Annotated in this window: 39 protein-coding genes; 18 read left to right on the forward strand and 21 right to left on the reverse strand. The window is 71.0% G+C overall.

Going from position 1 to position 25,054, the window contains the following annotated elements; translation table 11 throughout:
- Positions 1 to 86: 86 nt before the first annotated feature.
- The 4 genes from ACFXAM_RS03965 to ACFXAM_RS03980 form a co-directional block, all read right to left on the reverse strand.
- Complete coding sequence (locus ACFXAM_RS03965) at positions 87 to 227, reverse strand: hypothetical protein (RefSeq protein ID WP_380287418.1); 141 nt, start codon at positions 225 to 227, stop codon at positions 87 to 89.
- 105 nt (positions 228 to 332) lie between these two features.
- Entirely contained in the window at positions 333 to 761 is a 429-nt protein-coding gene (locus ACFXAM_RS03970) for an ATP-binding protein (protein ID WP_380287419.1), read from the reverse strand.
- Between the two features lie 29 nt (positions 762 to 790).
- Complete coding sequence (locus ACFXAM_RS03975) at positions 791 to 1,144, reverse strand: hypothetical protein (protein WP_380287420.1); 354 nt, start codon at positions 1,142 to 1,144, stop codon at positions 791 to 793.
- Entirely contained in the window at positions 1,122 to 1,685 is a 564-nt protein-coding gene (locus ACFXAM_RS03980; protein WP_380287421.1) for an ATP-binding protein, read from the reverse strand. Before ACFXAM_RS03980 ends, ACFXAM_RS03975 begins: the two co-directional genes overlap by 23 nt.
- A gap of 226 nt (positions 1,686 to 1,911) precedes the next feature.
- Here ACFXAM_RS03980 and ACFXAM_RS03985 point away from each other — a divergent pair, with 226 nt between their 5' ends.
- Positions 1,912 to 2,778 (forward strand): helix-turn-helix domain-containing protein, encoded by an 867-nt coding sequence (locus ACFXAM_RS03985; protein WP_380287422.1) that lies wholly within the window; start codon positions 1,912 to 1,914, stop codon positions 2,776 to 2,778.
- On the opposite strand, the gene ACFXAM_RS03990 is transcribed toward ACFXAM_RS03985, so the two are convergent.
- The 17 genes from ACFXAM_RS03990 to ACFXAM_RS04070 all read right to left on the reverse strand — a co-directional run bounded on the left by ACFXAM_RS03990 (position 2,706) and on the right by ACFXAM_RS04070 (position 11,132).
- A complete protein-coding gene (locus tag ACFXAM_RS03990) occupies positions 2,706 to 4,232 on the reverse strand; it encodes a hypothetical protein (RefSeq protein ID WP_380287423.1) in 1,527 nt (508 codons plus the stop codon). The genes ACFXAM_RS03985 and ACFXAM_RS03990 overlap by 73 nt on opposite strands.
- A gap of 225 nt (positions 4,233 to 4,457) precedes the next feature.
- Positions 4,458 to 4,778 (reverse strand): hypothetical protein, encoded by a 321-nt coding sequence (locus ACFXAM_RS03995; protein WP_380287424.1) that lies wholly within the window; start codon positions 4,776 to 4,778, stop codon positions 4,458 to 4,460.
- A gap of 62 nt (positions 4,779 to 4,840) precedes the next feature.
- Complete coding sequence (locus ACFXAM_RS04000) at positions 4,841 to 5,200, reverse strand: hypothetical protein (protein WP_380287425.1); 360 nt, start codon at positions 5,198 to 5,200, stop codon at positions 4,841 to 4,843.
- A gap of 47 nt (positions 5,201 to 5,247) precedes the next feature.
- Positions 5,248 to 5,457, reverse strand: coding sequence for a hypothetical protein (locus ACFXAM_RS04005; protein WP_380287426.1), 210 nt, complete (start codon positions 5,455 to 5,457; stop codon positions 5,248 to 5,250).
- A gap of 41 nt (positions 5,458 to 5,498) precedes the next feature.
- Positions 5,499 to 5,975: a hypothetical protein gene (locus ACFXAM_RS04010; protein WP_380287427.1), complete on the reverse strand. Its 477-nt coding sequence runs from the start codon at positions 5,973 to 5,975 to the stop codon at positions 5,499 to 5,501.
- Between the two features lie 92 nt (positions 5,976 to 6,067).
- Complete coding sequence (locus ACFXAM_RS04015; protein WP_376170270.1) at positions 6,068 to 6,568, reverse strand: hypothetical protein; 501 nt, start codon at positions 6,566 to 6,568, stop codon at positions 6,068 to 6,070.
- A gap of 69 nt (positions 6,569 to 6,637) precedes the next feature.
- Positions 6,638 to 7,327, reverse strand: a complete 690-nt coding sequence (locus tag ACFXAM_RS04020; RefSeq protein WP_380287428.1) for a hypothetical protein — start codon at positions 7,325 to 7,327, stop codon at positions 6,638 to 6,640.
- A gap of 56 nt (positions 7,328 to 7,383) precedes the next feature.
- Complete coding sequence (locus ACFXAM_RS04025; protein ID WP_380287429.1) at positions 7,384 to 7,578, reverse strand: hypothetical protein; 195 nt, start codon at positions 7,576 to 7,578, stop codon at positions 7,384 to 7,386.
- 88 nt (positions 7,579 to 7,666) lie between these two features.
- Positions 7,667 to 7,822, reverse strand: a complete 156-nt coding sequence (locus ACFXAM_RS04030; protein WP_380287430.1) for a hypothetical protein — start codon at positions 7,820 to 7,822, stop codon at positions 7,667 to 7,669.
- Positions 7,819 to 8,298, reverse strand: coding sequence for a hypothetical protein (locus ACFXAM_RS04035; protein WP_380287431.1), 480 nt, complete (start codon positions 8,296 to 8,298; stop codon positions 7,819 to 7,821). The genes ACFXAM_RS04030 and ACFXAM_RS04035 overlap by 4 nt, the downstream gene beginning before the upstream one ends.
- A 64-nt stretch (positions 8,299 to 8,362) precedes the next feature.
- Positions 8,363 to 8,620, reverse strand: coding sequence for a hypothetical protein (locus ACFXAM_RS04040; RefSeq protein WP_380287432.1), 258 nt, complete (start codon positions 8,618 to 8,620; stop codon positions 8,363 to 8,365).
- 87 nt (positions 8,621 to 8,707) lie between these two features.
- Entirely contained in the window at positions 8,708 to 9,040 is a 333-nt protein-coding gene (locus ACFXAM_RS04045) for a hypothetical protein (protein ID WP_380287433.1), read from the reverse strand.
- A gap of 112 nt (positions 9,041 to 9,152) precedes the next feature.
- A complete protein-coding gene (locus tag ACFXAM_RS04050) occupies positions 9,153 to 9,461 on the reverse strand; it encodes an antirestriction protein ArdA (RefSeq protein WP_380287434.1) in 309 nt (102 codons plus the stop codon).
- A gap of 44 nt (positions 9,462 to 9,505) precedes the next feature.
- Positions 9,506 to 9,685, reverse strand: a complete 180-nt coding sequence (locus ACFXAM_RS04055) for a hypothetical protein (protein WP_380287435.1) — start codon at positions 9,683 to 9,685, stop codon at positions 9,506 to 9,508.
- Between the two features lie 60 nt (positions 9,686 to 9,745).
- Positions 9,746 to 10,585 (reverse strand): hypothetical protein, encoded by an 840-nt coding sequence (locus ACFXAM_RS04060; protein ID WP_380287436.1) that lies wholly within the window; start codon positions 10,583 to 10,585, stop codon positions 9,746 to 9,748.
- A gap of 26 nt (positions 10,586 to 10,611) precedes the next feature.
- The gene (locus ACFXAM_RS04065; RefSeq protein WP_375956595.1) at positions 10,612 to 10,818 is read right to left on the reverse strand and encodes a hypothetical protein; all 207 of its coding nucleotides are present in this window, start codon (positions 10,816 to 10,818) and stop codon (positions 10,612 to 10,614) included.
- A 32-nt stretch (positions 10,819 to 10,850) separates the two neighbouring features.
- Positions 10,851 to 11,132 (reverse strand): hypothetical protein, encoded by a 282-nt coding sequence (locus ACFXAM_RS04070; protein WP_380287437.1) that lies wholly within the window; start codon positions 11,130 to 11,132, stop codon positions 10,851 to 10,853.
- A gap of 576 nt (positions 11,133 to 11,708) precedes the next feature.
- Here ACFXAM_RS04070 and ACFXAM_RS04075 point away from each other — a divergent pair.
- From ACFXAM_RS04075 to ACFXAM_RS04155, 17 genes are all read left to right on the forward strand, one after another.
- Positions 11,709 to 12,032, forward strand: coding sequence for an HNH endonuclease (locus ACFXAM_RS04075; protein WP_375956597.1), 324 nt, complete (start codon positions 11,709 to 11,711; stop codon positions 12,030 to 12,032).
- Positions 12,029 to 12,379 carry a hypothetical protein gene (locus tag ACFXAM_RS04080; protein ID WP_375956600.1) on the forward strand — a complete coding sequence of 117 codons (351 nt, stop codon included), beginning with the start codon at positions 12,029 to 12,031 and terminating at the stop codon, positions 12,377 to 12,379. Before ACFXAM_RS04075 ends, ACFXAM_RS04080 begins: the two co-directional genes overlap by 4 nt.
- Before the next feature lie 12 nt (positions 12,380 to 12,391).
- Positions 12,392 to 12,622 (forward strand): hypothetical protein, encoded by a 231-nt coding sequence (locus tag ACFXAM_RS04085; protein ID WP_380287438.1) that lies wholly within the window; start codon positions 12,392 to 12,394, stop codon positions 12,620 to 12,622.
- Positions 12,623 to 12,625: 3 nt separating this feature from the next.
- Positions 12,626 to 14,287 (forward strand): terminase, encoded by a 1,662-nt coding sequence (locus tag ACFXAM_RS04090; protein ID WP_380287439.1) that lies wholly within the window; start codon positions 12,626 to 12,628, stop codon positions 14,285 to 14,287.
- Positions 14,287 to 15,750 carry a phage portal protein gene (locus ACFXAM_RS04095; RefSeq protein WP_380287440.1) on the forward strand — a complete coding sequence of 488 codons (1,464 nt, stop codon included), beginning with the start codon at positions 14,287 to 14,289 and terminating at the stop codon, positions 15,748 to 15,750. Before ACFXAM_RS04090 ends, ACFXAM_RS04095 begins: the two co-directional genes overlap by 1 nt.
- Positions 15,710 to 16,576 (forward strand): hypothetical protein, encoded by an 867-nt coding sequence (locus ACFXAM_RS04100; protein ID WP_380287441.1) that lies wholly within the window; start codon positions 15,710 to 15,712, stop codon positions 16,574 to 16,576. Before ACFXAM_RS04095 ends, ACFXAM_RS04100 begins: the two co-directional genes overlap by 41 nt.
- 8 nt (positions 16,577 to 16,584) lie before the next feature.
- Complete coding sequence (locus tag ACFXAM_RS04105; RefSeq protein ID WP_375956614.1) at positions 16,585 to 17,088, forward strand: hypothetical protein; 504 nt, start codon at positions 16,585 to 16,587, stop codon at positions 17,086 to 17,088.
- A gap of 128 nt (positions 17,089 to 17,216) precedes the next feature.
- Positions 17,217 to 18,191, forward strand: a complete 975-nt coding sequence (locus ACFXAM_RS04110; protein WP_380287497.1) for a P22 phage major capsid protein family protein — start codon at positions 17,217 to 17,219, stop codon at positions 18,189 to 18,191.
- The gene (locus ACFXAM_RS04115; protein WP_380287442.1) at positions 18,188 to 18,625 is read left to right on the forward strand and encodes a hypothetical protein; all 438 of its coding nucleotides are present in this window, start codon (positions 18,188 to 18,190) and stop codon (positions 18,623 to 18,625) included. Before ACFXAM_RS04110 ends, ACFXAM_RS04115 begins: the two co-directional genes overlap by 4 nt.
- Entirely contained in the window at positions 18,622 to 18,993 is a 372-nt protein-coding gene (locus ACFXAM_RS04120; RefSeq protein WP_380287443.1) for a hypothetical protein, read from the forward strand. The genes ACFXAM_RS04115 and ACFXAM_RS04120 overlap by 4 nt, the downstream gene beginning before the upstream one ends.
- A complete protein-coding gene (locus ACFXAM_RS04125; RefSeq protein WP_380287444.1) occupies positions 18,986 to 19,273 on the forward strand; it encodes a DUF5403 family protein in 288 nt (95 codons plus the stop codon). Before ACFXAM_RS04120 ends, ACFXAM_RS04125 begins: the two co-directional genes overlap by 8 nt.
- The gene (locus ACFXAM_RS04130; RefSeq protein ID WP_380287445.1) at positions 19,270 to 19,698 is read left to right on the forward strand and encodes a hypothetical protein; all 429 of its coding nucleotides are present in this window, start codon (positions 19,270 to 19,272) and stop codon (positions 19,696 to 19,698) included. Before ACFXAM_RS04125 ends, ACFXAM_RS04130 begins: the two co-directional genes overlap by 4 nt.
- A 24-nt stretch (positions 19,699 to 19,722) precedes the next feature.
- On the forward strand, positions 19,723 to 20,319 hold the full coding sequence (locus ACFXAM_RS04135; protein ID WP_380287446.1) for a hypothetical protein: 597 nt from the start codon (positions 19,723 to 19,725) through the stop codon (positions 20,317 to 20,319).
- 453 nt (positions 20,320 to 20,772) lie between these two features.
- Positions 20,773 to 21,114 carry a hypothetical protein gene (locus ACFXAM_RS04140; RefSeq protein ID WP_380287447.1) on the forward strand — a complete coding sequence of 114 codons (342 nt, stop codon included), beginning with the start codon at positions 20,773 to 20,775 and terminating at the stop codon, positions 21,112 to 21,114.
- Positions 21,075 to 21,614, forward strand: a complete 540-nt coding sequence (locus tag ACFXAM_RS04145) for a hypothetical protein (RefSeq protein WP_380287448.1) — start codon at positions 21,075 to 21,077, stop codon at positions 21,612 to 21,614. Before ACFXAM_RS04140 ends, ACFXAM_RS04145 begins: the two co-directional genes overlap by 40 nt.
- 11 nt (positions 21,615 to 21,625) lie before the next feature.
- A complete protein-coding gene (locus ACFXAM_RS04150) occupies positions 21,626 to 23,836 on the forward strand; it encodes a hypothetical protein (RefSeq protein ID WP_380287449.1) in 2,211 nt (736 codons plus the stop codon).
- Positions 23,837 to 23,840: 4 nt separating this feature from the next.
- Positions 23,841 to 25,049, forward strand: a complete 1,209-nt coding sequence (locus ACFXAM_RS04155) for a phage distal tail protein (protein WP_380287450.1) — start codon at positions 23,841 to 23,843, stop codon at positions 25,047 to 25,049.
- Positions 25,050 to 25,054: the final 5 nt, after the last annotated feature.

Below are 25,054 nucleotides of genomic sequence, written 5' to 3' on the forward strand. Positions count from 1 at the left end.
TGGCCTTGGTCCCCCCCGTGGTCATCTGGGGCGTAATGTGGCGCGGTGGGGCCCCGACGGGCCGCACCGCAGTTACAGCGGGATGATCAGCCGGTGTACGAGTACACGTGCCGCTTGCCCTCGCCGCCGTCCGCCTGGCCGCCCATGGTGAGGGCCGCCGCGTCGCCGATCACGGTCACGTCGTCGTCGTCCTCGGTGGCCTCGATGACGGGCTCGTTCACGTTCATCTCTCGGTTCCTTCCTGCTAGGTGGTGCGACGATCACCGGGGGATTCCCGGTGGGGCCCGGCCTGGCGGACTTCCCCATCCGAACCAGGTCGGGAGCTTTGGAGGTCAACGCCGAGGGCGGCTAGGACCATGGATCTCCGCGTACACACACTTGCCCCGGGGACGGAGATCGAGCCCCCAGCGCTTGCACAGCCCGTCTACGATCACCAGGCCGCGACCGCCCGCCGGAACCCGGTCCGGGTCGGCCGGCAGGCCGGACTTGATGAAGACGGGCGGGTAGCGCGACCCGTCCTCGACCGAGATCCGAACCGCAGACTCTCCGATCCGCTCCACGGTCAAGGTGATGCTGCGCCGGCACCCCGTCTGTATCGCATTGGTCATCAACTCGCTGGTGACCAGAACAGCGTTCTCGACCAGGCCGACCAGGTCCCAGCGGAGGAGAGTGTTTTTGATCAGTTCTCGGGCGAGGCTGGCGGATTCGTCCTTGTAGGAAAAGGCCGCGGTGATCGTCCCGGTCAGCTCGGTGTCCGACACGGCTCGTACGGGAGACTCGGCGATAGTCGTCACGTCATCGCCTCCGCCCTTCGAAGGGCATCCCGGAACAGCTCCATCTTCTCGGCCGAGGCTCCAAGCCCGGTCCAGGTTCCGTGCCGTTCGGCGATCTCCTCGGGCTTCAGCTTCTCGTGAAGCCACTCCCCGGGGGTCCTGCGGACGAGGGGTTCCGGAGGGTGTACGGCGTCGGCCGGGTCGGGCTCGGCCGGGAGCTGGAGCCCCTGAATCTGCTGCTCAATGCCCGCCAACATCTCGCGGTCGAACCGCAGCTCCAGGACTGGTGGGGGGCGCTCCCCGGTGGGGTCGGCGACGATGCCGCTGATGGTCAGCCGAATGGGAAGCTCAGGCCGGCCGAGGTGCTGCAACTGCTCGGGGGTAAGGGCCTCGATGTAGATCCGGCTGCCCTGCCGAAGTTCGGTGCTTTCCGCCAACACGGGATGTATCGGCGGCGTTCCCGTCGTCGGAGTCATCTTCCTTCTCCCCCTCTTCGGCGTCCTCCTTGAGCGTGACGCAAACGATCTTGTTTCCCGCGCTGAGGTTGAGGTCGGTGTGCCAGCTCGCCGCCAGCGCCTCGATCAACTCGAAGCCACGGCCGCCGAGGTCGTTCGGGCCAGCGGCGCGGGGCTTGGGCAGTTCAACGGAACCGTCCTCCACCTCGATCCACATCGGCCGACCTTCCAGGGCCACGAAGGTGACCTTGAACGGCGTCCCGGCATGCCGGATCGCGTTCGTGGCCAGTTCGCAGGCGAGGACCATCGGCGTGTGGGGGTCGATGCCGACTTCAAGACAGCACTTCCTGATGAACGCGCGGACCAGGCGAACCACCGTGGGGTCAGGTTCGAACTTCGCCGAGCGGATCAAGAGGGCATACGGACTCACATGAACGTGAGTGATCAGTTCTCGCACAGCTCCTCCACAGATCGGCCGGAGGGAGCCGTGCGCCATCGCGGACGCACTACACTCCGCAGATGGCTCGTAGCGGTTGGTGCGGAATTGAGTTTCCTCGTACGAGCGGCTCGTACGCAAGCCCTTCGTGAGTACCCGTCAAAGTTCACTCGTACGAGGCTTGTCGCCCACTTTGGGCGCTACTCTCGGTTCGGCAGCGTTTCCGCAGGACAGGGAGGATCGGAGCGTGGCGAAACCGCAAGCGTCCCGCGCGATGGTGAGCGTCGGCCGGCGGCTCAAGGCGCTTCGTACGGAAGTCCGCCCGCGCGTGACGCAGGCAACGGTCGGTCTGGCTCTCGGCAAGAGCCAGGATCTTGTCTCCCTGATGGAGAACGGCGGCCAGCTACCCACCGACCGCCAGTTGATGGTGATGTTCGACCTGTACGGGGTGGACGGAGCCATCCGCCTCGATGTCCTTGCGGAGATCAGGGCTGCCAGGGCGTCTCAGGCAGCATGGTGGGATGAGTACCTTGCTCACCTTCCACGCAGCCTCGTCCGGCTGATCGAACTCGAAGACCCCGCCAACAAGGTCCGCATCTCCACTGGTGCGTTGATCCCCTGGCCCGGCCAGGTGCGTCCGTACATGGAGGCTGTGGACGAGTTCCATCAGTTGGAGAATGGCGTCGAGAAGACCGCTACCCAGCACACCGTGCGCCTTCGGCGGCAGGACATCTTCTTCCGGTCCGACAATCCGGCCGTCCTGGACGCGCTGTGCTCGGAGGCCGCCATCCGCGCACAGGTCGGCGGGCCGGTGGTGATGAAGGCTCAACTCGATCACCTGGTGGAGATCATGCAGCGGCCGAACATCACGCTGCGGATCGTCCCCTTCTCAGCTGGAGCGGCTGCGGCTACTCAGGTCAACTTGAACGTCTTGGACTACCCGACTCCGGGTGACCCGGGCGTGGCCAGCATGGATACCGGGACAAGCGTGGCGATCTTGGAAGACCCGAAGGAGGTACGGGCCCGGCGTCGGAGGTTTGACTACCTGGCTGCGAAGGCGTTGACTCCGGAAGAATCGCTGGAACTGATCGAAACGGTTAGCAAGGAACTGTGATCTTGATGGAGAAGCAAGAGCTGTACGACGTCACTCCGCCGGTGGAAGAGCGGATCAAGTCGCCGCTGAGCGAGGGCAACGGCGCGTGCGCCACCTTTGCGGCCATCCGGAACAGTGCCGGCGACGTGATCGGGGTTTACCAGGGGGACAGCCAGAACCCTGACCTCCTGGGAGTCCGATACACCCTGGACGAGTTCTACGCCATGGCTGATGGTATCGACGCCATCCGTAAGGGCCTGGGACTGTAGCGGCCTCCGCGCCTGCCCTGGGCACCCCCGCCATCCCTTGGAGGCGGGGGTGCATCGCGTTTCGGGCCGTGCTGGCCAGTCGCCCAGGGCGGGGGGTGGGGCCTGGTGCCAACGACCGGCGGGCTCGGCGGGGTCCGGCTCGGCGGAGGCCGCGGGGGTGGGGCCTGGTGTCCGCTCGCCGATCTCGACTCCGTCGGCGAGGAGCTGCTGCACGGCGGCGTTGACCTGGTGGCGGTAGCGGTGGCGGGAGATGTGGTGGCCGTTCTCCCGGATCTCGTAAGAGTCGTGGGCGAAGTCGCGGTCGTTGAGGGTGACGACGAGGCGGCGGTCGTGGCCCGAGCCGGTGACGGTCCAGCGGCCGGCACCCTCCGCGGACCACGTCAGGTCGATGTCCGCTCCGGTGCGGGCCCGCTCGGCGCGCTCGCGCTCGGCCCACGCGTCGGCGCGGCGCTGGCGCTCGGCGGCCAGCTCGTCCTGGTACCGCTGCTCGGCCTGCTCGCGGAGCCGGACGAGTTCGGCGCGGGTCTCGGCGTGCTGGCGCTGGAGCTGGGCCCAGAGCTGGCGGGCGGCTTCCTGGCGTCGCTGGTCCTCCTGGCCGCCGGGCAGCGGGGGGAGGGCCTGGGGTTCGTGGCGGGCGGGCCAGGGCTCGGCGAGGTCGGCGCGGTGGTGCTGCCAGGCGCGGACCATCGCGCGGCCGTCGGGGGTGGCCGTCACGTCGCCGCGCTCGTCCTGCTGAAGGAACCCGGCCTTGATGACCAGCTCGACCACGCGGCGGCGAACCCGGCGGCCCTTCGCATCGAGCCGGGCCCCGGCCGGCACCAGGCGGTAGCCGGTGCCGTCCCACCACACCCCGCCGTCGGGGTCCTCCCGGGTCGCCGCCGAGACGAGGGCGTACACCCGCGTCGTCCACCCGGACTTCTCGCGGACCTCGCGGGTGCGCTCGGCGGTGATGTACCGGCGGATCTCGGCTTCGTGGTCGTCGGCGTGGAGGCGGGCGGCGTGGTGGGCGTCGTCGCGGTGGAGGTGGTCGTCGCCGACCTGGGCGGGGCGCCCGGCGTAGCGGTCGCCGCAGGACAGGCACCACACCTTCCCGCCTTCGCCCCGGTAGCCGCCGGGGCCGACGCCGACGGGGCAGGTGTCGCGCAGGCCCCAGTCCAGGGCGGTTCCGCCGCCGGGTATCCAGGGGGCGCGGGCGGGGGTGGTCACTGGTGTCTCCTGCGTTGTGTGGGTCGCCCGGGTGGTCACTCTGGGCGATGGGGTGGGGTACACAGCGTAGGGGTCTATGTCATTATGTCTTTTTTAGTGACATTCTAAAAAGAACATAGACATAGCCTCTAAAGGTGGGGCTCGAACCAAAACAGGGTCCGACACCCGGCATTGCGACACGGGCCCCACCCCGGGGAGGGGGTGGGGCCTGGTGCCGGCGGCCGGTCACGGCCGACGCGCGTCCTGGGCCTGCCCGAGGTCGCGCACGATGGCGTCGAGCCGGGAGCGGCTGACACCGAACTCGGCGGCGGGGGCGATCCCGGAGTCCACCAGGCCGATCAGGCTGTGCAGGTAGTCCGCGAGGACACCGATCTGCTCGGCGGTCATGGTGGCGTGGACGGTGTGGCCCTTCCCGCGCTTGACGTAGGTGGCGTTCTCGAAGAGGGCGGCGGCCACGGCCTCCTCGCCCCTGCCCTGGAGGGCGTCCCGGTCGGCCAGGGCGGCGACGAGGGCGGCGGGCAGGCGGACGGTGGTGGTGCTGGGCATCGGGGTTCCTCGGGGGTGGTGCGGGTGAGCGGGAGGGGGTGGGGCCTGGTGCCGTCGGGCGGTCAGTCGGTGCCCATGGCGTCCAGCCACTCCCCGGCGTCCATGCCGTCGAGCGTGGGGAGGCCGTTGCGGAAGCGGACGTCCGTGGCCTCCAACTCCAGGTCGAGCAGCCGGCCGACGTGCAGGCACTCGCGCACGACGAGGCCGCGGAAGGCGGCTTCGGCCCGGACCCGTGCCTCGTCCCCGAAGTAGCGGCGGGGCTGGTCCCCGGTGAGCATCCGGCCGGCCGCACCGAGGGGCTGGCGCTCCACGGTCCACGTGCCCTTCGCGTCGGAGGCGGCGGTGAACCGCACGCTCATCTCCGGCCGGTCGGCGGTGCGGGGGTAGGTGAGGGTGTAGGCGGTGGTGGTGGCGGTGGGCACTGGTGTCTCCGGGGCGGTCGTGGCGGGCGCGGGGGCGGGGTCTGGGGTCACGGCTGGACGAGCGGCGCGCAGGCCGGGCAGAGCGGGTCACCGTTGAGCGCCCAGTCCGAGGTGAGCGGGGTGTCCGGGGCGCACAGCGCCCGGCGGTCGGCGTCGTCCACCAGGGCGACGTGCGGCGGGGTGCCGGGGGCGGCGTAGCCGAAGGTGTGAGAGCGGGGCAGGTCCATGACCTTCAACGGCTCGGGGATGACGTGCACGGGGTTCTCCGGAGGGGGTGGGGCCTGGTGCCGGCGAGCGGTCAGCCGTGCTCGGTGGCGAGGTGGCGGCGGCGGGTCTCGTCGGTGTAGCCCTTGGCGGTGTTGCGGGTGGTCCAGCCGCAGGTGCAGGTGGCGGTGGAGTAGGCCCGGCCGGTGCACCCGTCGGTGAGCGGCTTGCCCGAGCTGGTGTGCTTGTGGCTCGGCGGGCACTTCGAGCCGTCGGCGTGGTGGTCGGTGCGGGGCGCCCGGGGCTTGGCCGCGGGGGTGGCCTTCACTGGCCGGCGGCCGGGGGTTCCCATCGGGACGAGGCCGAGCCGGGGGGCTTCCTTCTGCTCGGCGTCCCACTGCTCGGGGGTGAGGGCGTCGCCGACGCAGACGGGTTCGGTGTGGTCGTACCAGGTCTCCCAGTCGGCGGTGACGATGCGCTCTGCCTCGCGCTGGGCGGCTTCGGGGGTGGCGGCGAGCACGGGGACGACGTGCACGGTGATCAGGTCGACGGGGACGATGTACCGGGGCATGCTGGCGCTCTCCTGGACTGCTCGGGGGTGGGGCCTGGTGTCTGACCGGGCTCGGCACGGTCCGGAGGGCGTCCGGACCGCACCGGGACGGGTCAGGCCGCCAGTTCGGTGCTGTTGACGAGCAGGCCGGGCAGGCAGTCCTGGAGCAGCGCGGGAACCATCTCGGTGTTGGTGTCGCGGTACCAGCCGAAGCCGGGGGCGGTGGCGATGGCGAACGGCTCTCCGCCGTCGGCCGGGACGACCACCCGGAACCGCGCACGGGTCGCGTTGACGGCCGGGCGGAGCAGGCCGAGGACGCTGGGGTCGGTGTCGCTGGCGACGCCGTACCGGACTCGCCCGTCCGGCTCGGTCCAGCGCTGCCACCCCGCGCCAGCCGTGCGGGTGCGGCTGGGCTTGATCCGGGGGCGGGGCCCGGGGCCGATCTTCACCGCGCGGCCGGGGCTGCTGAGCGTCGGCAGGTCCAGCGCGGTCTGCACGGCCTTCGAGTGCTTGGCCTGTGCGCCGCGTCCGGCCGGGGTGGTGACGGTGACGGTCTCGGCGGGGCCGTCCTCGCGGGGCAGGCGGAGCGTGGTCGTCAGGGTGGTGCTGTTCACGGTGGCGCTGTTCCTTCGGTGGTGCGGGAGGGGGTGGGGCCTGGTGCCAGAGGGGGTGGGGCCTGGTGCCTAGGCGGCCAGCTCGGCGGCGGGCACAGTGGCGGGCAGTGAGGCGGTGAGGGCGCGCAGCACGGCCTCTGCCATGTCGGCGGTGAGGTGCGAGCACGTGATCTCGATCCCGCTGAAGCGGGCGCGGATGACCTTGACCTCGGCGTGCGGTGACCGGAAGGACGTCCCGGGGCCCTGGTTCCAGCGCAGGGTGCGGACGTTGTCCTCGCCGTTGCGCCGGTTCGCCTCGCCCGGCGGCCGGCCGGTGGTCAGGGGTACCCGCTTCAACTGGCGGGCGATGGTGTCGACCTCATGCACGTCGGTCAGGTGCCGGTGCTGGCGGGCGCTCATCTCGGCGACTGCCGCGTCCAGGACGGGCAGCAGCCGCCCCTGCACGTCGCGGGCGACCTGGGCCCCGGTCTTGGCCCGGGTGACGGTGATGTCCCCGGTCTCGATGTCGTACCGGTAGTAGTAGGTGCTGCTGTCGGGCAGGACGCCGTGCAGGGTCCACCGGCCGGAGCGCAGCCGTTCCTGCTGGATCAGGATGCGGGCCCCGTCCTCGGCGCGGACGAGTTCGGCGCACGGGTGCCAGTCGGGTATCCGGCGTGGGTCGACGGTCCACTCGTCGGGACCGAGGGCCTGGGCGGTTTCTTCGGCGAGCGCCAGCAGCTCGGCGCGCAGGGGGGCGAGGTTGTCACGGAGGGCGGTCACGGTGGCGCTGTTCCTTCGGGGTGGCGGGGGTGGGGCCTGGTGTCAGCGGCGCGCGGTCACGCGGCGGCGGGGAGCGCGTCCAACGGCTCGGGGTCGTAGACCTGCATCTCGTTGGAGTGGCTGTATCCGTCTTCGCGGGCGTCGCTCTCGAAGAGATCGACGGCGGCGGCCTCGGCGGCGTCGTAGTCGTCGGCCTCCACCACGAAGCGGTAGGACACGGTCTCGTCAATGTGGACGGCGTAGCGGGGCACAGCGGTCTCCTGCGGGTGGTGGGGGTGGGGCCTGGGCCCGGCCGGCATCGGGGTGTGCCGGATGCCGGCCTCGGGGCGGGGCCTGGTGTCAGCGGCTCAGGACCCGGAGCAGGCCGACCAGGTCGGCCCGGAGGCCCGCGAGCTCTTCGCGCAGTGCGGCGTTCGCGGCGGTGACTGCCGCGACGCTGGCGCGCAGCTCGTCCAGCTCGGCGGGGTCCATCTCGAAGTCGTCCGGGTCGGTCACGCCGTGACGCCGACGGGGTGGGCCCTGGTGTACGCGATGCGGGCGGTGTGCCCGGCCCGGCTGAGCCGCCACGCGCCGGGGACGGTTCCGGAGGTGAGGTACCCGGCCTCGGCGAGTCGGGCGCTGGCGGTGCCGTCCGGGTCGCTGATGTCGGCCATGATCCGGTCACCGTCGAACCAGAGGGACAGCAGCGCGAAGTCCTCGGCACTGATCAACGGGACCTCGCCCGGGGCGTACTCCAGCTCGGCGACGAACGCTTCCAGCTCGGCGGTCAGGGTGAGCAGCAGTGCCCGGCTGGCGTGGGCCCGCCCGTCGTCCATCTCGTCCACGTCGCCCATGTACTTGTCGTCGGCGGGCTGGTCGGGGAAGTCGCGGTTGTCGTACGTCGGGATGTCGGTGAACGCGTCCTCCCAGTCCTGTTCGTGGCGGTAGACGCGAGCGGCGAGGGCTTCGAGACGGGCAACGGTGGCGTTCACGGTGGCGCTGTTCCTTCGGTGGTGCGGGAGGGGGTGGGGCCTGTGCCCCGGGCGGGGGCTGGTGTCAGCAGGCGTGGGCGGTGAGCGTGTTGTCCGCCGCGCAGATCAGTTCGCCGAGCTGCTGGCCGAACTGGCCGGGGGCGGGGCGCTCACAGGTGCTACAGGTGACGTCGTCGTGTTCGATGTCCAGGCCGATGACGGAGAGCGCCGGGGGCAGGCTGGCGGCGGCGTGGACGACCCGCAGGAACACGGGGACGGTGATGACGAGGGTTCCGCCGCACGGGCAGCGAAGGAGCGGGGCGGGGGGCGGGGTGGTGGTCATGGCGCTGTTCCTTCGGGAGGGGGTGGGGCCTGGTGCCAGAGCGGCCACGGCAGGGGCCGGAGGGTGTCCGGCCGCCACCGAAGCGGCTCAGACCTCCAAGCCCTTGAGCGCCGCGTCCCACGGCACCATGGCGTCGGTGACCAGCCGGGCCACGTGGTCCCCGGCCGCCCGCCCGCACTCCTTGCAGCTGACGGTGGACCCTTCGATGCCGACCCCGTAGACGTAGACCCCGGGGGTGCCGTCGGGGCGGCGGTAGATCTCGAACCACAAGGGGGCTGCGGACTCCAGCACCCCGCCGCAGTCCTCACAGCCGAACTCGTCGGCGCTGGCGGTCACTTCGTGGTCGGGCAGGTCCGCGACGATCGCGGCGAACTGCTCGGCGGTCTCGGCGGCGGTGGGCTCGGGGGTGTTTTCGGGCATGGCTGTGCCTCCGTGGTGGCGGTGGGGGGTGAAGGGGGGTGGGGCCTGGTGTCTGTGCACCCTTGGCGGGGGCCCGGCGGTGGGCGCTGGGCCCTCACCAGGGGCGCACAGCTCAGAGCGACCGGAAGACGTAGTTGCCCGCCGTGTGGGTGTAGTCGCACTCCCACGCGATCATGTCCAGAGCGGGCCGCCACCCCCGGCACTCCTCCCGTACGGCGCGGTACTCGGCGTCCGTCTCCATGAGCTGGTCGTGGGCGAAGTCCTCCAGCGACTCCCACTGACCGCAGTAGGCGTCTTCGAAGGTGTCGACGGCGTACTCGGCATTGCCGGTGTACGCGGCGTAGGCGGTCAGGGCTTCAAGCTCGGCGAACAGTCCGGCGTCCTCGGCAAGCTCGGTCAGGTACTCGGCGGTGCGGCTCACGGTGGTCTCTCTCGGGTCGGTGCGGTGGTCGGGGGCGGTGGCGGTCAGACGCTGTCGGGGGCGTCGAACAGTTCGCTGATCAGGAGGTCCAGACCGGTCACGCCCTCGGCGCGCATGTCGCGGAACGCGTCGAACATCGCGTGCACGTCGTCCGGGTGGTCCATGCCGAGCTTGGCCAGGTTGGGCCAGTAGCCGGACAGGCGGATCATGTCGGTGCGGGTCATGGCGGTACGTCCGTTCTGTGGTGCGGTAGTTGAGAAGGTGGAGGGGGTGGGGCCTGGTGCCTACGCGGCCCGGCCGTACACGGCGCGGTATCCGGCGCGGGAGCCCCGGACGATGGCGCGCACGTCCTCGCGGTACGCGGCCCCCTGCTCGGCGGCGTAGCCGTCCAGGTAGGGCTGGAGAACGGCCGTCAGTGGCTCGCCGTGGCCGTACACGGTGTAGGCCCGCCAGGGTTCGGCACCGGGGATCGGCACGGTGGTGGCCGTGGCCGGGCGCGACTCCTCCAACGCGCAGTCACGGCAGAGGAGTTCACCGCACCGGGTGGTCATGGGGGTGAGCCACTTGTCACAGTCGGAGCACGCGACGTACCCAAGGGTTTCCAAGGCGTCTTCGATCATGGCCATGGTGATGTCACCGGGGGTCGGGCAGTCGAGTTCCCGCAGGATGTCCTCACCGTCGACCCCGTCCGGCAGGGTGACGGGTGACCCTTCGATCTCTTCGACCATGGCGGCGTGTTCCCGCGTGCTGTGGTCGTCCTCGTCCAGCAGGGGGTATCCGGCCAGGCTGTCCGCGATCCGGCGGGCGGCGTCGCTGGCCAGGAACGAATCGGCGTCGTAGGCGATCCCCTCGCCCAGGGTGTCCCACAGCCCCCCGCACTCCCCGGCGGCGTCCGCCATGATCCGGCACGCGGCCTGCCAGTTGGACTGTGCGCGGACCGCTTCCGATTCGTGCTGGTGCCACCCCTCCCCGTCCTCCAACAGGGCCCCCGTGCCGTCCATGACCATGCCTATCCGGGCCCACCCGTGGCCGTCCGCTTCGGACTCCATACGGGTCACGAACTCCCAGCGGTGGCAGTGCTGGCCGGTGGCGGTGAGGAGTTCGTCAGTCAGGGTCGCGCTCATGATCGTTCCTTGCGTGGTGCGGGTGGTCAGCGGGTGGTGGAGAGCCAGTTGCAGGCGTACGCGCTGCCCTGGTCGCAGGCGTCCTGCATGCCGGTCGCCCACCCGTCGTTGAAGGCGGTCACCTGCGCGGCGGTGTCGGGCGCGGGCGGCTCGTTGAAGGTGTGGCCGGTGGCCCACCCGCCGAGTGCGGCGGCGGTCAGGGCGAGTACGGCGAGGATGCGGCGGCGGTTCATCGCGGGGGTTCTCCGGGGGTGAGTCGGGCGGGTCAACGACCGGCGCGGTTGCGGCGGTTGCGGCGGCGGCCGGTGATCTCGGCGCGGTCGCGGTCGTAGGCGTTGACCGGCGCGGGGGCGACAGGGGCCGCAGCGGGCTCGGACGGGCCCTGTACGGCCCGCTTGACCAGTCCGGGCACCTGCCGGACCCCGTGGGCGACAAGGGCCGTCAGGAGGGCCGCAGCGAGCCCCCCGCCCCAGTTGCCGGTCTGCCACGGGGCACCGGCCAGCAGCATGACCAGCCCCAGGGCGGCGGGGATTCGGTGGTTACGCATCGTGATCTCGTTTCGGTCGGTCCGTCGCTTGCAGGACCAACACTGCACCACACCACCAGCGAAAGTCGAACGGAGAATGCGTGACCTGCATCACATAGATGAGGCATGCTCGTTCTCGCCAAGGCGGAAGACGCGCGCGCACGCGAAGCGACGCCAAGTCCCTTGCAGAACAAGGGATTTGGCGTGGCCGTGGCGGCGGTTCGGCGGTCGTGACGGGGCACCCCGGGGGGTGCCTCCCGCGCGCGTTCCTTTATTGCCCGGAGCGTCATAGCAGCCGAGATCCGATACGAACGCCGGCCGATCCCTTCTTCCGGATCACTAACGCAGTGTGACCAGGGGATATGAACCCAGAGCCACGTACTGACTGCGGAGCGTCACCGCCCGGGCGGCCGGCGTGTTAACCGGACGGCCTTAATACAGGTGGAGGCAGCTACCGCGCGCGTGCGCGCTCCCGATGCTGCGGCACGCCGGCCTGCCTCCTCTCGTAGCCCCGCCAGGGCAACGCTCCCTCGACCGGCCCTCTCTCCCTGGTCGAGGTCGAGCACCTGGCGGGGCCCTGCGCTCAAGGAGGTTGCCGTGACCGCGAGTTCGCGCCGGACGACCCCGCTCCCCCCGCACTGGGCCCGCCTTCGCCGCGCGGTGATGAACCGCGACGCCTGGCGCTGCCAGCACGTCCGGTACGACACCGGCGAGCTGTGCGGCGAGCCCGCGCGCCACTGCGACCACATCGTCCCCGCCTCCGAGGGCGGCCCCGACGACTCCGCCAACCTGCGCGCGCTGTGCGACTGGCACGTCCTGCGCAAGGATGCGGCCGACGCCGGCCGAGCCCGCCGCCGGGCCGCCGCGGACCGCTGGCAGCCCGCCCGAAACCGCCGACGCCACCCCGGGGAGGTCCGTTGAACGTCGACCCGACCGAGAAGGACGCGGCGAAGATCCGCACCGCGCTGGTCGAGCTGTACGAGACCGAACTCGACCTTGAGCCGACCGACCTCGCGCTGATCGACGTCGCCGCGCCGATGCTCGCCCGTGCCGCCCAGCTCGACGCCGTGGTGCGCCGTGAAGGCCAGATGATCCCCGGCGGCAACCGCGCCGGAATGATGGTCCTGCACCCCGGCATCGCGCAGGCCCAGCTCAGCCGCACGCAGGCCGCCGGCCACCTCGCCAAGATCCGCGGTGAGGGCGACGGCCCGAAGCGCGGCCACAACGCCCGCGACGCCGTGGGCGCCCGCTGGGGAAACCGAGTCTGAGAGGAGCCCGCCGTGGCACGCCGCAAGGCAGCACGGGCCGCAGGCCCCTCGGACGAGTCCCTGCGCATCGCGCGGACGATCACCTACTACCAGACCTGCCTGGACGCTGCCGTGCCGCACGAAACGGCCCGGGAGCTGTGGGCCCACGACATGACCACGCCCTTCGAGGCCGGTGAGCACGTCTCCGCCGCGATGGCCCGCGCCCTGGAGCTGCGCGCCCGCCAGGAGGCAGCCCAGCCGTAGGAGGTGGCCGTCCTGACCATCACCTACGAGCCCGTCCGCACGATCCCGGACACCGTCCCGCACCCGCACCGCACCCTCGCAGGCGAGCTGCTGCGCTGGTCGGCGCACGCCTTCCGGCCGGACTGGAAGTACACCCCGGAGCAGTGCAGGATCTTGGCCCGCTGGTACGAGCTGCGCGACGACGCCGTGCCCGAGGACCCGAACGACCCCGAGACCTGGGGCAGGGCCTTTCGCTGGGAGTCCGGCACCCTGCGCCGCCTCAAGGGCTGGGGCAAGGACCCCGCCATGGCCTCGGTCTGCGCGCTGGAGTTCGTCGGCCCGTGCCGCCTGGTCGGCTTCCGCGCCGACGGGTCGCCGATCGGCGGACCGCCGCAAGAGGCGTGGGTGCAGATCTTCGCCACGGCCGCCGGTCAGAACGTCAACACGATGTCGGCGTTCTCCACGATCTTCAGCCAGGCCGCCATCGACCGGTACGCGATCAAGCTGGGCCAGGAGGTCTGCTACGCGATCCAGGCCGACACCGACGGCCGGCAGTGCCGTCTGGAGGCGAAGGCGTCGAGCTTCCGCGCTGCGGAGGGCGGGCGCCCATCGTTTTCCCTGCTCAACGAGACGTGGCACTGGGTGGCTGCCACGGGAGGCCCCCGCCTGGCAGCCACAATTCGCCCCAACAGCACCAAAGTTGGCGGGCGAACGATGGAGATCACCAACGCCCCGGTCATCGGGGAGGAAAGCGTCGCCGAGTCGACGTGGTACGCCTTCCAGAAGCAGCGCGACGGGATCAACCGCGACGCCGGTATCTACTACGACTCAGTGGAAGCCCCTCCCGGGATCGACCTCGCCGACGAGGACCAGCTGCGCGCCGCGATCCTCTGCGCCCGGGGCGACTCGGTGTGGATCAACCCCGGCCGGGTGATGAAAGACATCTGGTCGGCCAGCACCACCGAGGACGAGTCCCGCCGGAAGTACCTCAACCAGCTCTCCAGCCACGATGACGCCCTGGTCGACCGCGACACCTGGGACCTGGCCACGGTCGAGGCCGCGGACGGTATCCGCCCCGGCGAGCGCATCGTGCTCGCCTTCGACGGCGGCAAGACCGACGACTCAACCGGCCTTCTGGCCATGCGAGTTCGGGACAAGACGGTCCAGAAGCTCGCGCTGTGGGAGAAGCCGGACGGCCCGGCCGGCAAGGGCTGGGAGGTCGACGGCACCGAGGTCAACGACATGGTGGCCCACGTCTTCAAGCGGTACACCGTCGTCGGCTTCTTCGCCGACGTCGCCGGGTGGGAGTCCTACGTCGCCGACTGGTCGGAGAAGTACGGCAAGCACCTGCTGATCAAGGCCAGCGGGAAGTCGTCGGTCGGCTTCGACATGCGCGCCAACCAGCGCGAGATCACCACCGAGCACATGGCGATGGTCGGGGCGATCGAGACGGTGGCCCTGCCGCACGTGCGCGACTACTCGCTGACCCGCCACGCCCTCAACGCGCGCAAGAGGCCCAACCAGTACGGCATTTCGTTCGGCAAGGAGTCGCGCGAGTCGAAGCTGAAGATCGACCTCTACGCGTGCATGGTCCTCGCCTGGATCGCCCACCGCCGCCTCACCGAGAGCGGCAAGCTCAAGCCCCAGAAGGCCCCCGGCCAGCTACAGACCCGAGGAGGGTTCTGATGTCCCTCCCCGTCGTCGTCAAGCGTGCCCGGCACGCGAAGGACCTGATCGACCGCGACTTCGACCGGCTCAACCTGGTCGACCGCTACGCCCAGGGCGCCCACCGCGCGCCGTGGATGCCGAGCAAGGCCAATAGCGAGTTCAAGGACCTGGTCAAGCGCAGCATCGTGAACGTCTCCGTCCTCGCGGTGGAGGCCCCGCTGAACGCCCTGCGGGTGGCCGGCTTCCGTCGGCCGGGCTCGGGTGAGAACGCCTACGAGTGGGTGTTCTGGCAGAAGAACAGGTTGGACGAGCGGCAGAACGCCGTCCACCGCGCGGCGCTGACCTCCGGGGCCGCGTACGTCGTCGTCACCCCGGACCCGCGCAAGGGCCGCAAGGAACCACAGATCCGGGCCTACGACGCGATCAGCACGGTGGCCGTCTACGCCGACCCGGCGTGGGACGAGTTCCCCGTGTACGCGCTGCACGTGCCCGAGCAGCAGCCGGACGAGGACCGCACCGTCGGCTTCCTGTGGGACGACGTGGCGAAGTACACCGTCGACCTGGACGCCGAGGCGGAGGCCGCGGTGCTCACCTCCGAGCCGCACGGCATGGGCGTGTGCCCGGTCGTGCGGTTCTCCCCGGCCGTGGACCTGCGGGGCCGCACCCGGGGCCTGGTCGAGCCGCTGATCACTTCGCAGGACCGCCTCAACCAGCAGACGCTTTCGCTGCTGCTCAACGAGCACTGGGGCGCGCACGCGATCCGCTTCGCCACCGGCCTCGCGCCGGCCGAGCGGCTGGACCCCGAGACCGGCGACCCGATCCGCGACCCGGAGACGGGCGAGCCGGTGTACGACGTCCCCTCGCTGGACCCGTCCACCCTGCTGATGGCGCCCAACTCGGACGCCCGGTTCGGGCAGCTTCCGGCGATGCCGACCGGCGATCTGCTGGCCTCCCGCCGTCAGACCGTCGAAGAGATCATGGGGCTCGCCGACGTCCCCCCGCACTACCTCGCCGGGTCGAACCTGGTGAACCTCTCGGCGGACGCCCTGGCCGCCGCCGAGACCTCGTTCAAGCGGTTCTTGAGTACGCTCCAGGACTCGCTGGGCGAGTCGTGGGAGTCGGTGTTCCGGCTGTGCGCCGTCGCGGCCGGCCGGGGCGAGCTTGAGCAGGACGAGAGCCAGGTCGAGTGGGCCGAGAAGGCAACCCGATCGCTCGCCCAGGCCGCCGACGCGATGGTCAAGCTCATGCAGCAGGGCGTCCCGTTGTCGGTCGCGCTGCGCAAGGTCCCCGGCTTCAGCCAGGCCGACATAGACGAGGCGGTGAAGGCCGCCGAGGAAGCCGCCCGCAAGGCCGAGGCAGCCGAAGCCGAGGCCCTGAAGCAGCAGAAGGAGGCGGCCAACCGTGGCATGGACTCCGAGAACCGCCGAGATCCTTCGGGCGGTGGCCGCGTACCAGCTCGCGCAGGAGGCCCTGGCCGGTGAGTTCTCCGCCCGCTGGGCCGAGGCCCTGGCCGCCGTGGAGGCCCGCGAGGTCGCCGCTTCGCTGACCGAGCTGGAGGCCGCCTACGTCGCGGCGATCCGCGAATCCGCGGCGGCCTCCTACGCGCTGTCGGTCGCCTTCTACCGGCTGGTGCGCGCGCTGGAGACCGGCCGTGTGATCGGCGGCCCCGGCTACCGCCCGGGTGCCTCGCTCGGCTCCCTGTGGGCCGACTTCAACCGTGCCACGGGCAAGCGGACCGGCTCCGGACCGACTACGCCTCTGCCCGTGGACACCCGCAACCCCTTCCCCGCCGAAGCCCTGGAGCGCGAGGCCCGCAGGGCTGAGGAAACGTTCCGCCACCAGGTCGCCGACCGGGTGGAGCGCCATGAGCGCGAGCGCCCGGCCCGGGAGGGCTCGGCCGCGCTGGACGATGCCGAGCTGATCGCCTGGGAGAAGGAGTTCCTGGAGTCGCTGAAGACCGGCGGCTCCGGGGCGGGCGGGATGCTCGTCCAGGACGGCGGCCGGGACGCGATCCACACCGCGCTCCAGGACGACCCGGGGGCGATCGGCTACTACCGCGCCACCGACGCGAGCCCCTGCTACTTCTGCGCGCTGATGGCCGGCCGAGGCGCGGTCTACAAGTCCCGGTCGACGGCCGCGTTCGGCGCTCACCCGCACTGCCACTGCCAGGCGGTCCCCATCTTCTCCCGCCGCTACCAACTCCCCTCCGAGAACGACGCGTTCGCCCGGATGTGGAAGCGGTTCGGCGGGGGCTCGCTGGCCGACTGGCGCACCTACTACAGCACGACCACGAAGACGAAGACCTAGGAGAGAGCTTGACCGAGCAGACCCCGACCCCGGCCGAGGCGATCCCCGGCGGCGTGGTGAACCCCGCCACCCCGCCCGCGCCCGAGGAGCCGGTGGAGCTGACTGGCAGTCAGGAAAACTCGAGCGAGGCGACCGGCGAGCCCATCCCCGCCCCGGTGCCGGCCGAGCCGGACTACAAGGCCCTGTACGAGAAGATGCAGGCCGACCTGGACGCCACCCGCCAGCGATCCACCGAGGCCGGTGTCGAGGCTGACGAACTGCGGGCCCAGGTGGCCCAGCTCCAGGAGCAGGGGCTTCGGGACCGGATCGCCGCCGAGTACGCCCTGCCGCCGGTTCTCGCCGCGCTGGTCCAGGGCGGCGACGAGGCCGCGGTGCGCAAGCACGCCGAGGCCCTGGCCGCCGTCGCCGCACCGAAGCCCCTGCTGGGCGCGGGCGGGCTGACCCCGCACGCCGAGCCCGACCCGTACAAGGGCCTCGCCGAGAAGCTGCGCCAGCGCCGTTACGGCATCTGAGCCGCCCCACTCCTTCCCACCGCCCCTGAGACCGCCCTGCCCCGGGGTGGTCCTCCGTCACCCCGAGGATCAGCGCCATCAGCACCAACCCCGCACGTGCCAACGCCTTCCAGAACCCCGACAAGCTCATTGGCGAGGCCCTGGCCAACCTGAAGGACTCCGTGGTCCTGGCGTCGATGTTCGACCGCCGCCCGGCCGAGCAGTTCGTCAACGCGACCGGCCAGGTCATCTCGATCCGCCGCCCCGCCCGCCTGAAGGGTGCCGAGGAGGCGATCGACACCAAGCGCGCCTTCAACGACACCGCCACCTGGATCAAGTCCGAGACCCTGAACGAGGGCCTTCTCGAAGTCCGCATGGACACCCACGCGTACTCCGCGGTGGACCTGAGCGACGCGGAACTCTCGCTCGACCTCCTGAGCTTCGGCGAGCAGGTCATGGTGCCGCAGGTCGACACCATCACCGAGCGCCTGGAGCGCAAGGTCGCCACCGCGATGAACCAGTTCCCGGACGTCGCCGCCACCGCGAAGATCCCGGTCGACCTGACCAAGGCCACGTCCGACGAGGCGGCCGGCCAGATGATCCGCAAGGCCCTCGCCCGCCTGCGCGTCCAGCTCAACAAGGAGAACGTCCCCGCCGAGGGCCGCGTCGCGGTGCTGGGTTCCGAGGCCGCGTTCTACCTGCTGAACTCCTCCTCCATCCTCAACGCCGCCGAGCACGCCGACGGCGGCGCGGCCCTGAAGGAGAGCACCCTCGGTCGGGTCCACGGCTTCCGCCTGGTGGAGTCCACCAGCGACACCCTGAACCCCCTGGGCGTCTACGCCTTCCACCGCTCCGCGATCCAGCTCGTCTCCGGCGCGCCGTCGGTCCCGGAGTCCGCGAAGGGCGGCCGGGGCAACGCCGAGGGCTTCTCCCTGCGCTGGATCAAGGACTACAACAGCGGCGCGGCGATGGAGCGGAGCTTCCTCTCCTCGTACTGGGGCGCGACCCTGGTCACCGACCTGAAGAAGGGCGAGACCGACTGGTCGAAGCCCGCCAACATCGTCAAGGTGCGCGGTATCCGCGTCACCTTCACCGGCGAGCCGAAGCTCGCCCTGGCCGCGTGAGCACCGCCGGGCTGACGGTCGACGCGCTGTTCGCCCGGCTCGGACGGCCCGCTCCCGAGCCCGGTACGCCGGACTGGGAGCGGGCCTCCGCCGCGATCGAGGACGCGTTCTGGGTGATCGCCGCCCAGGGCCACCGGGCCTGGTCGCCCGAGCGGCACCCCCCGGTGATCCGCACCCTGGCCCTGGCCGTCGCGGACCGGCGCTTCCGTAATCCGGAGTCCTACGTGCAGGAGCAGGCCGGAGAGGTGTCCTACCGCATGGCGGACGGCTCCCCGGTCGGCCTGGCCCTCACCCGGGGCGAGGTCGCCCTGATCGAGCGGGTGGCCGGCCGATCCGGACTGCGCTCGGTGCAGGCCCGCCGCGAGGTCGCCTCACGCGGCCTGCGGGTCGCCTACCCGTTCCCCGATCCGTTGGACTCCTGGGGGCCGGTGTGAGCCTGCTGGAACGCGGCCGGACCCGGGTCACCGTCCACACCGTGCGGTACGTCGATGACGGCTACGGCGACCGGCGGCCGGCACCCGGGCCGAGCAACACCTACTCCGCGTGGGTCGCCCCCGTCGGCGACGCCGCAGGCTGGCGGGCCCCGGTCGGCGCTCAGGTCGGCTGGTCACCCCCGGTCCGCCGCAAGGTCGTCTTCCCGCCGGACGTCGTGATCGACAAGTGGTCCTCCCTCGCCTTCGAAGATGACGGCGACCCCGGCACGCACTGGGCCGTGGTCGACGCCCCCCGCTCCCACCACGGCGCGTCCGACCGGATGCGCTTCGTGACCGTGATCGTGGAAGGGGGTGGCCAGAGTGGCTGAACTCCGCCCCGACTTGGACGCCGTCGTGGCCGCCCTGCCCGGCGTGATGGGCGCCCTCAAGCTGGAGGCCGAGGAGCGCAAGGCCCGCGTCGCCGCGAAGGCCGCGCTCCACATCGACACCGGAGAGTTCATCGCCGGGCTCAAGGTGAAGCGGCACGTCAAGGGCTACGCCATCGTCAACGAGGACCCGCTCGCTGCCCACAAGAATTGGGGCGGCTTCAACCACCGCGCGAACCGGTACGTGGACGGCATCCACGCGATGGAGGCCGCCCTGTGGTGACCCGCGAGCCCTACCTGATGCCCGACTCCGAGCGCATCGTGCTGGAGGCCCTGCGCACCGTCCTGCCGGAGCACCGCTGCGCGGTCTACCTGCCCACCGACTGGCAGCTCTCGCTGCGCAAGACCGGCGGCCTGGTCATCACCCGCCGGGTCGGCGGCGTGATGAAGGACAAGAGGTTCGTGGACGAGGGCATGTTCGTCGTCCAGACCTACGCCACCAGCCGCGCCGACGCCTCCCTCCTCGCCCGCCGCGCCCGCGCCGGCCTGGTCCGCCTCTGCTTCGAGCAGTTCGGCAACGCCGAGGGCTACCTGTCCCGGTTCCGCGAGGCCACCGGCCCGTTCGCCACCACCGACCCGATGACCGAGGCCCAGACCGAATTCTTCCGGTTCTCGGGCAACTACATGATCACTACGAGGCCCCGCTAGTCGAGGGCCGGAACGGAAAGCAGCTTGGCTGACGACCCCTCGGTCCTGGTACCGGGAACCGGATACATCTACGTCGCCCCGCCGGGCACCGCGCTGCCGGACCTGAAGGCCGGGTTCGACCCGAAGGACGCGACCAAGTGGGGCCCGGCCGGGCTGAACTGGAAGTCCATCGGGAACACCTCGCTGGACAACGGGATCGAGATGAGCGTTGACGGCGACGAGCCCGAGGTGCTGGGGTCCTGGCAGAACAAGAGCCTGCGCACGACCGACCCGAGCAAGACGTACACGGTGACGATCAACCTGTCCGACTTCACCGCGGAGTCGTACAAGCTGTACTACGGCACCGACAAGGGCCTGGACAGCAAGGGTCTGTTCTCCATCCCGACCTCCCCCACCGCGCAGAACCGCGCGCTGATGATCGCGGCGGTGGACGGCACGAAGTGCGTCGCCTGGCACTACCCGAAGACCAGCATCATCGGCGCGGACTCGGTGACCATGGACCCGGCCGCACTCGGCGAGATGCCGGTGAAGGCCACCGTCGTGGCCCTCAACCAGTCCACTCCGCTCGGCTCTGTGACCCCGGTCTTCGACCTGGCCTTGGGCCTTCAGCCCGCCGCCTGATCCCCCCCGGGGGGAGGGGTCTTCTGATTGGACACCCTCCCCTTCCGCAGCTCCGCTTGGACCTTGCGGACCGCGCGGATCGAAACGATCACGGCTTCGCTCAGTGACGGGATCCACCGTCGAAGCACCACGCGGACGACGGCGACCACTGCGCCGGCACCGACGACAACAGGTGCCAGCCAATCGGGAACCTGCACCACAACTCCCTTGCATCTGCGGGCAGATCGGGAGTCAACCTGTTCTTGGGCAGGCTCGACCCGACCTACCGCAAGCGGTAGACGGAATCGAGACCTGCCGGTGCAGAAATCTCGGCGCATAGTTGACGGCACCGTCAAAGACTGGTTTGACGGTGCCGCATTGGAGCCACCGGGCTCACACTGGGGGCATCACCCCTACACACAATCATCTTGATGACTATTCGTTAGATCTGTCAAACCGCCTGGAGGCGCCCCCTTGACCACCCTGACCTACACCCACCTTCAGGCCGAAGCCGAGCGCAAGCACACCGGCAAGGGCCTGAAGTTCGTCGCCAAGAACGGCACGAAGGTCCGGCTGCGCCGGATCGAGGCCCTTCCCGGCGGTGACCTGAAGACCGCGCTGTCCCTGCTGGACCTGGTGCAGTCGAAGAAGATCAGCAACGAGAACCGGATCGCCTCCATGTCCGCACTGCTGGTCGCGGTCGCCTCCGACAAGAAGGCGATGCGCGAGTCCCTGGACGCGCTGCCGCTGGAGCAGACCATGACCGTGGTCGAGGCGTGGATGGAGCAGGCCGCGCCGGGGGAAGCCGCAGCCTGATCAGCCTGCTGGACCAGCACGGCGCGCAGATCACCGCAGACCTGCGCCGCTACTGCGGGGTGGACGTCCTGGACTGGTTCCGGGGCCGGCACTCCGCTCGCTACGTCCTCGCCCTGATCGGGACGCTCCCCGACGACTCCGCGACGCTGGCCGCGATCCGCGGTGGCCGTGAGGCCCTGGGCTGGGACGCCAAGGCGTACGTCCTGGCGGATCTGGTGGACGCCGTCCAGGCACTCACCCACGTCCAGGTCGCCAAGGCGTCGAAGAACCCGCGCAGCGTGGAGCGGCCGAAGCCGTACCCGCGCCCGTACGCCAAGACGTCCCGCCGGCCGACCGGCACCAACCCCTTCGCCGCCGCGCTTCAGCGTGATGTCGGGGAGGGCGGGGGCCCGGCCGTCACCGAGACGTCAGCCCCCCTTGCAGAAACGTTCCGCCTTCCGGCGGCCGTTCTCGCGCGCTCCGCCGCGCCTGAGCGGCCCGCGCCGGTCCGACTCACGTAGGAGGTGAGCCGATGGCCGGTCCCGGCGGCAAGGAAGCCGGGCGCGTCCACGTACGCGTCCTGCCCGACACCAGCGACTTCCGCCAGCGCCTGCGGCAGTACCTGGAGATGCTGGAGAAGTACACCAAGCTCTCCGTCAAACTCGACCTTGACACCACCGGGGTCTCCGCCCGGCTGCGGGAGCTGACTCAGGACCGCACCACCCGGGTCAACGTCTTCGCCGACACGGCGGAGGCCGCTGCCCGGATCGCCGCGCTCACCCGCGAGCGGACGGTCCGCATCCGGGCCGACGTCGATGCGGACACCGGCCCGGCCGAGGCCCGGGTCCGTGCGTTCACCGGCCGCCGCTGGCGGCTGGGGATCAACGTCCACCTCGCCCGGGGTGGCTTCGAGCGGGTCAAGTCCGGTCTAGCGTCAATCGGTTCGGGGGCCGCGGACGTCGCCCGCAACTTCGGCCGACTGTTCACCACCAGCATCGAGCAGACGGCCTCCGCCCTCCAGGGCATCGGCTCGGGCATCAGCTCGGCCGCCCAGGGGGCTCTGGGCATGGCCGGCGGCTTCGCCCAGGCCGGTGCCGCAGCCCTGCCGCTGCTGCTGGCGGTCACCGCCATCGCCTCCTGGGTGACGGTGGTCGCCTCCGGGCTGGTCGCCGTCATCGCCCTGGCGGCGCTGCCGGTCCTGCCGATCGGCCTCGCGGCCATCGCTGCGGCGGGCGACATGAAGGCCCTCGGCAAGAAGGCCGAGGAGGCGATGCAGGCCGCCAGCGAGGCGCTGAAGCCTGCAACTGCCGCCATCCGCAACGAGTTCGGCGGCGCGGTCAAGGACGTCACGGCCTGGTTCAAGCAGGCCGAGCCCGCGATCAAGGCGTTCTTCGACGCCGGGGCACAGTTCGTACGCCCCATGGTGAAGTCGATCACCGACTTCACGGACGTCCTGTTCCCGAAGCTGACGTCGGCGATGACCTCGCCGGGGATGAAGGCGTTCACCGAGCAACTGCCGGTGGCGCTCGTCGCCATCGGGGCCGCGTTCGGTGACTTCTTCATCACCCTGTCCAACGGGGGCGACCGGCTCAAGCTGATCTTGCTCCCGCTGGTCGGCGTCCTGGACGCCGTCCTTCAGGGGATGGCCGACCTGGCGGTCCAGTTCTCGCCCGAGATCGCCGCCAGCATCAGTTGGTTCGCGGACACCCTGCGCCAGTTCTTCGGCGTCTTCAAGGACAACGCGCAGGCCACGGCGATGCTGATGCGCACCGTCGACCTCGGGCTGCGCGCCCTGGTGCTCGCCTTCGGCGTCACGATGGCCGGCTGGGACATGCTGGCCACCGGAGCCGTCGCCGCCTGGCACGCCGTCCAGGCAGCCTGGGACGGGCTGACGTCCGCCACCTCCTCCGCCTGGTCGTCCGTGAAGTCGTGGACGTCCGAGACCTGGGCGTCTGTGCGTTCGTGGGTCTCGGACGCGGCCTCGTCGGTCGGCTCGGCCGTCTCGTCCGCCTGGCGAAACGTTTCCTCTTGGACGTCCTCCACCTGGGGGTCGGTGACCGCCTGGACCTCGTCGTCCTGGGCGTCCGTGACCTCCACCGTGTCGTCGTCGGTCTCGTCGGCGGGCTCGGCCGTGGCCGCAGGCTGGCGGAACGTGACCACCTGGACGTCGTCGGCGTGGAACTCCTGTGTCAGCACTGTGAGTTCGGCCTGGTCGAGTACGGCCAGCGCGGTGACGACCGGGATCGGCAACGTCGTCTCGCTGGTAGCCGGGCTGCCCGGCAAGATCCTCGGCGCGATCGGCGACCTGGGCTCGCTGCTCTACGACAAGGGCAAGTCGGCGATCCAAGGGCTGATCAACGGCATGAAGTCGATCAACGTCGGCAGCATCGCCTCGGGGATCGTCAGCAGCCTCAACCCGTTCAAGTCCGCCGCCCCCGCCCCGCAGGCCGCCGCGCCGCGCTCGCTGATGGCCGCGCCGATGGCGTTCGCCGCCGTGCCGGCCGCGGCCTACGCGAGCCCGCTGGAGCAGGCCCTTCGCCCGGTCGCCTCCGGGCTGCGCTCGCTCGACAGCTACGGCTACGGCCAGCGCGCCGCCGCCGCTCTGCGCCACCCCGACACCGCTTCCAAGGGTGCCGGCCGGGAGCGCTACGGCACGGCCATCACCGTCAACGCCCGCACCAACGCGGACCCCCATGAGATCGGCAAGGCCATCGCGTGGGAGCTGAAGACCTCCGGGAGGTAACTGCTTGGGGGCTCTCTCCCCGCCCTTCGTCAGCGACGTCACCGCCCACACCGCCCGCGTCTTCTACACGAAGACGACGGGCGCGTGGACGGACGTCGAAACCACCAACACCCTGACAGGCAAGGCGCATTACGACGCCGAAGACCCCGAGTGGCCGGGCACCGCGCTGGTCGGCTCCGGCGGCCCGCTCGGCGACGACCCACCGCTGGAGCCGGACACCGAGTACCGGGTCCGCTACCACTCAACCGGGCCGGGCCTGGACGCCTGGTCGGAGCCGGTCACCTTCCGCACCCTGCCCGACCTCCCGCCCCCGGCCATGCCGGACATCGGCCCCCAGCCCAGCGCCCGCAACCCCTACACCGGCCAGCCCTGGACGGCGCGGTGGGGCGGGCTGCTGCTCGGTGAGGACTCCTCCGTCGTCCTGGAGGAAGTGGCCGGCCTGCTCGACGGGCCGGACGTCCGCAACTCGGACGCCGAGCTGCTTCAGCGCGACGGCCTTACCCCGGGCACCGACTACATGGGCGCCCGCACCGTCACCCTGACGATGCTCGCCCTGGACGACCACGAACTCCCGGACCTGCTGGCCGCGTTCGCCTCCGGCGGTCCCGAGCGGGAGTTCGCGTTCGCGTTCCCCGGGGTGGCCGGCGGCCGGTCCCGGATCATGGCCCGGGTCCGCAAGCGCGCCGTGACCATCGACCGCGACTTCCACGCCGGGCGTCGCCGCGTCACCGTCGAGCTGCTGGCCACCGACCCCCGCCTGTACAGCGCCGACGAGGCGCGGGCGAAGGTCGCGGTGGCCGTGCCCCGAGGCGGCCGGCCGATCTTCCCGCTCGTCTTCCCCTTCGACATGGGCGACGGGCCCGCCAGCCGCGCGACCCCGGACATCACGAACACCGGCTCGGTGGACACCTGGCCCGTCATCCGGCTCACCCCCGCCACCGGCGAGATCCGCGACCCGTCGCTGACCCTCGTCCACGGCGGCGACCGCAAGCGCTTCGCCACCCGGGGACTGCGGGTCGGCCGGGGTGACGCCCTGGTGATCGACATGGCCCGCCGCCGGATCACCCTCAACGGCGCGAGCCGCTTCGGCCAGGTCGACCCGGGCTCGACCTGGTTCGCGCTGCCGCCCGGCGGCAGCACCGTGCAACTCGACGTATTGGAAGGCCCCGACGGGGTCACGGCGGACGTCTCATGGCGCTCCGCCTGGATGTAAGGACC

The organism is Kitasatospora sp. NPDC059462 (assembly GCF_042749955.1).
Lineage (GTDB): Bacteria > Actinomycetota > Actinomycetes > Streptomycetales > Streptomycetaceae > Kitasatospora.

What these genes read in the sequence shown, in the direction of transcription:
- ACFXAM_RS03965 (WP_380287418.1), bottom strand. Translation starts at nt 227, where the DNA reads ATGAACGTGAACGAGCCCGTCATCGAGGCCACCGAGGACGACGACGAC.
- ACFXAM_RS03995 (WP_380287424.1), bottom strand. Translation starts at nt 4,778, where the DNA reads ATGCCCAGCACCACCACCGTCCGCCTGCCCGCCGCCCTCGTCGCCGCC.
- ACFXAM_RS04010 (WP_380287427.1), bottom strand. Translation starts at nt 5,975, where the DNA reads ATGCCCCGGTACATCGTCCCCGTCGACCTGATCACCGTGCACGTCGTC.
- ACFXAM_RS04040 (WP_380287432.1), bottom strand. Translation starts at nt 8,620, where the DNA reads ATGACCACCACCCCGCCCCCCGCCCCGCTCCTTCGCTGCCCGTGCGGC.
- ACFXAM_RS04045 (WP_380287433.1), bottom strand. Translation starts at nt 9,040, where the DNA reads ATGCCCGAAAACACCCCCGAGCCCACCGCCGCCGAGACCGCCGAGCAG.
- ACFXAM_RS04055 (WP_380287435.1), bottom strand. Translation starts at nt 9,685, where the DNA reads ATGACCCGCACCGACATGATCCGCCTGTCCGGCTACTGGCCCAACCTG.
- ACFXAM_RS04060 (WP_380287436.1), bottom strand. Translation starts at nt 10,585, where the DNA reads ATGAGCGCGACCCTGACTGACGAACTCCTCACCGCCACCGGCCAGCAC.
- ACFXAM_RS04065 (WP_375956595.1), bottom strand. Translation starts at nt 10,818, where the DNA reads ATGAACCGCCGCCGCATCCTCGCCGTACTCGCCCTGACCGCCGCCGCA.
- ACFXAM_RS04070 (WP_380287437.1), bottom strand. Translation starts at nt 11,132, where the DNA reads ATGCGTAACCACCGAATCCCCGCCGCCCTGGGGCTGGTCATGCTGCTG.
- ACFXAM_RS04095 (WP_380287440.1), top strand. Translation starts at nt 14,287, where the DNA reads ATGTCCCTCCCCGTCGTCGTCAAGCGTGCCCGGCACGCGAAGGACCTG.
- ACFXAM_RS04150 (WP_380287449.1), top strand. Translation starts at nt 21,626, where the DNA reads ATGGCCGGTCCCGGCGGCAAGGAAGCCGGGCGCGTCCACGTACGCGTC.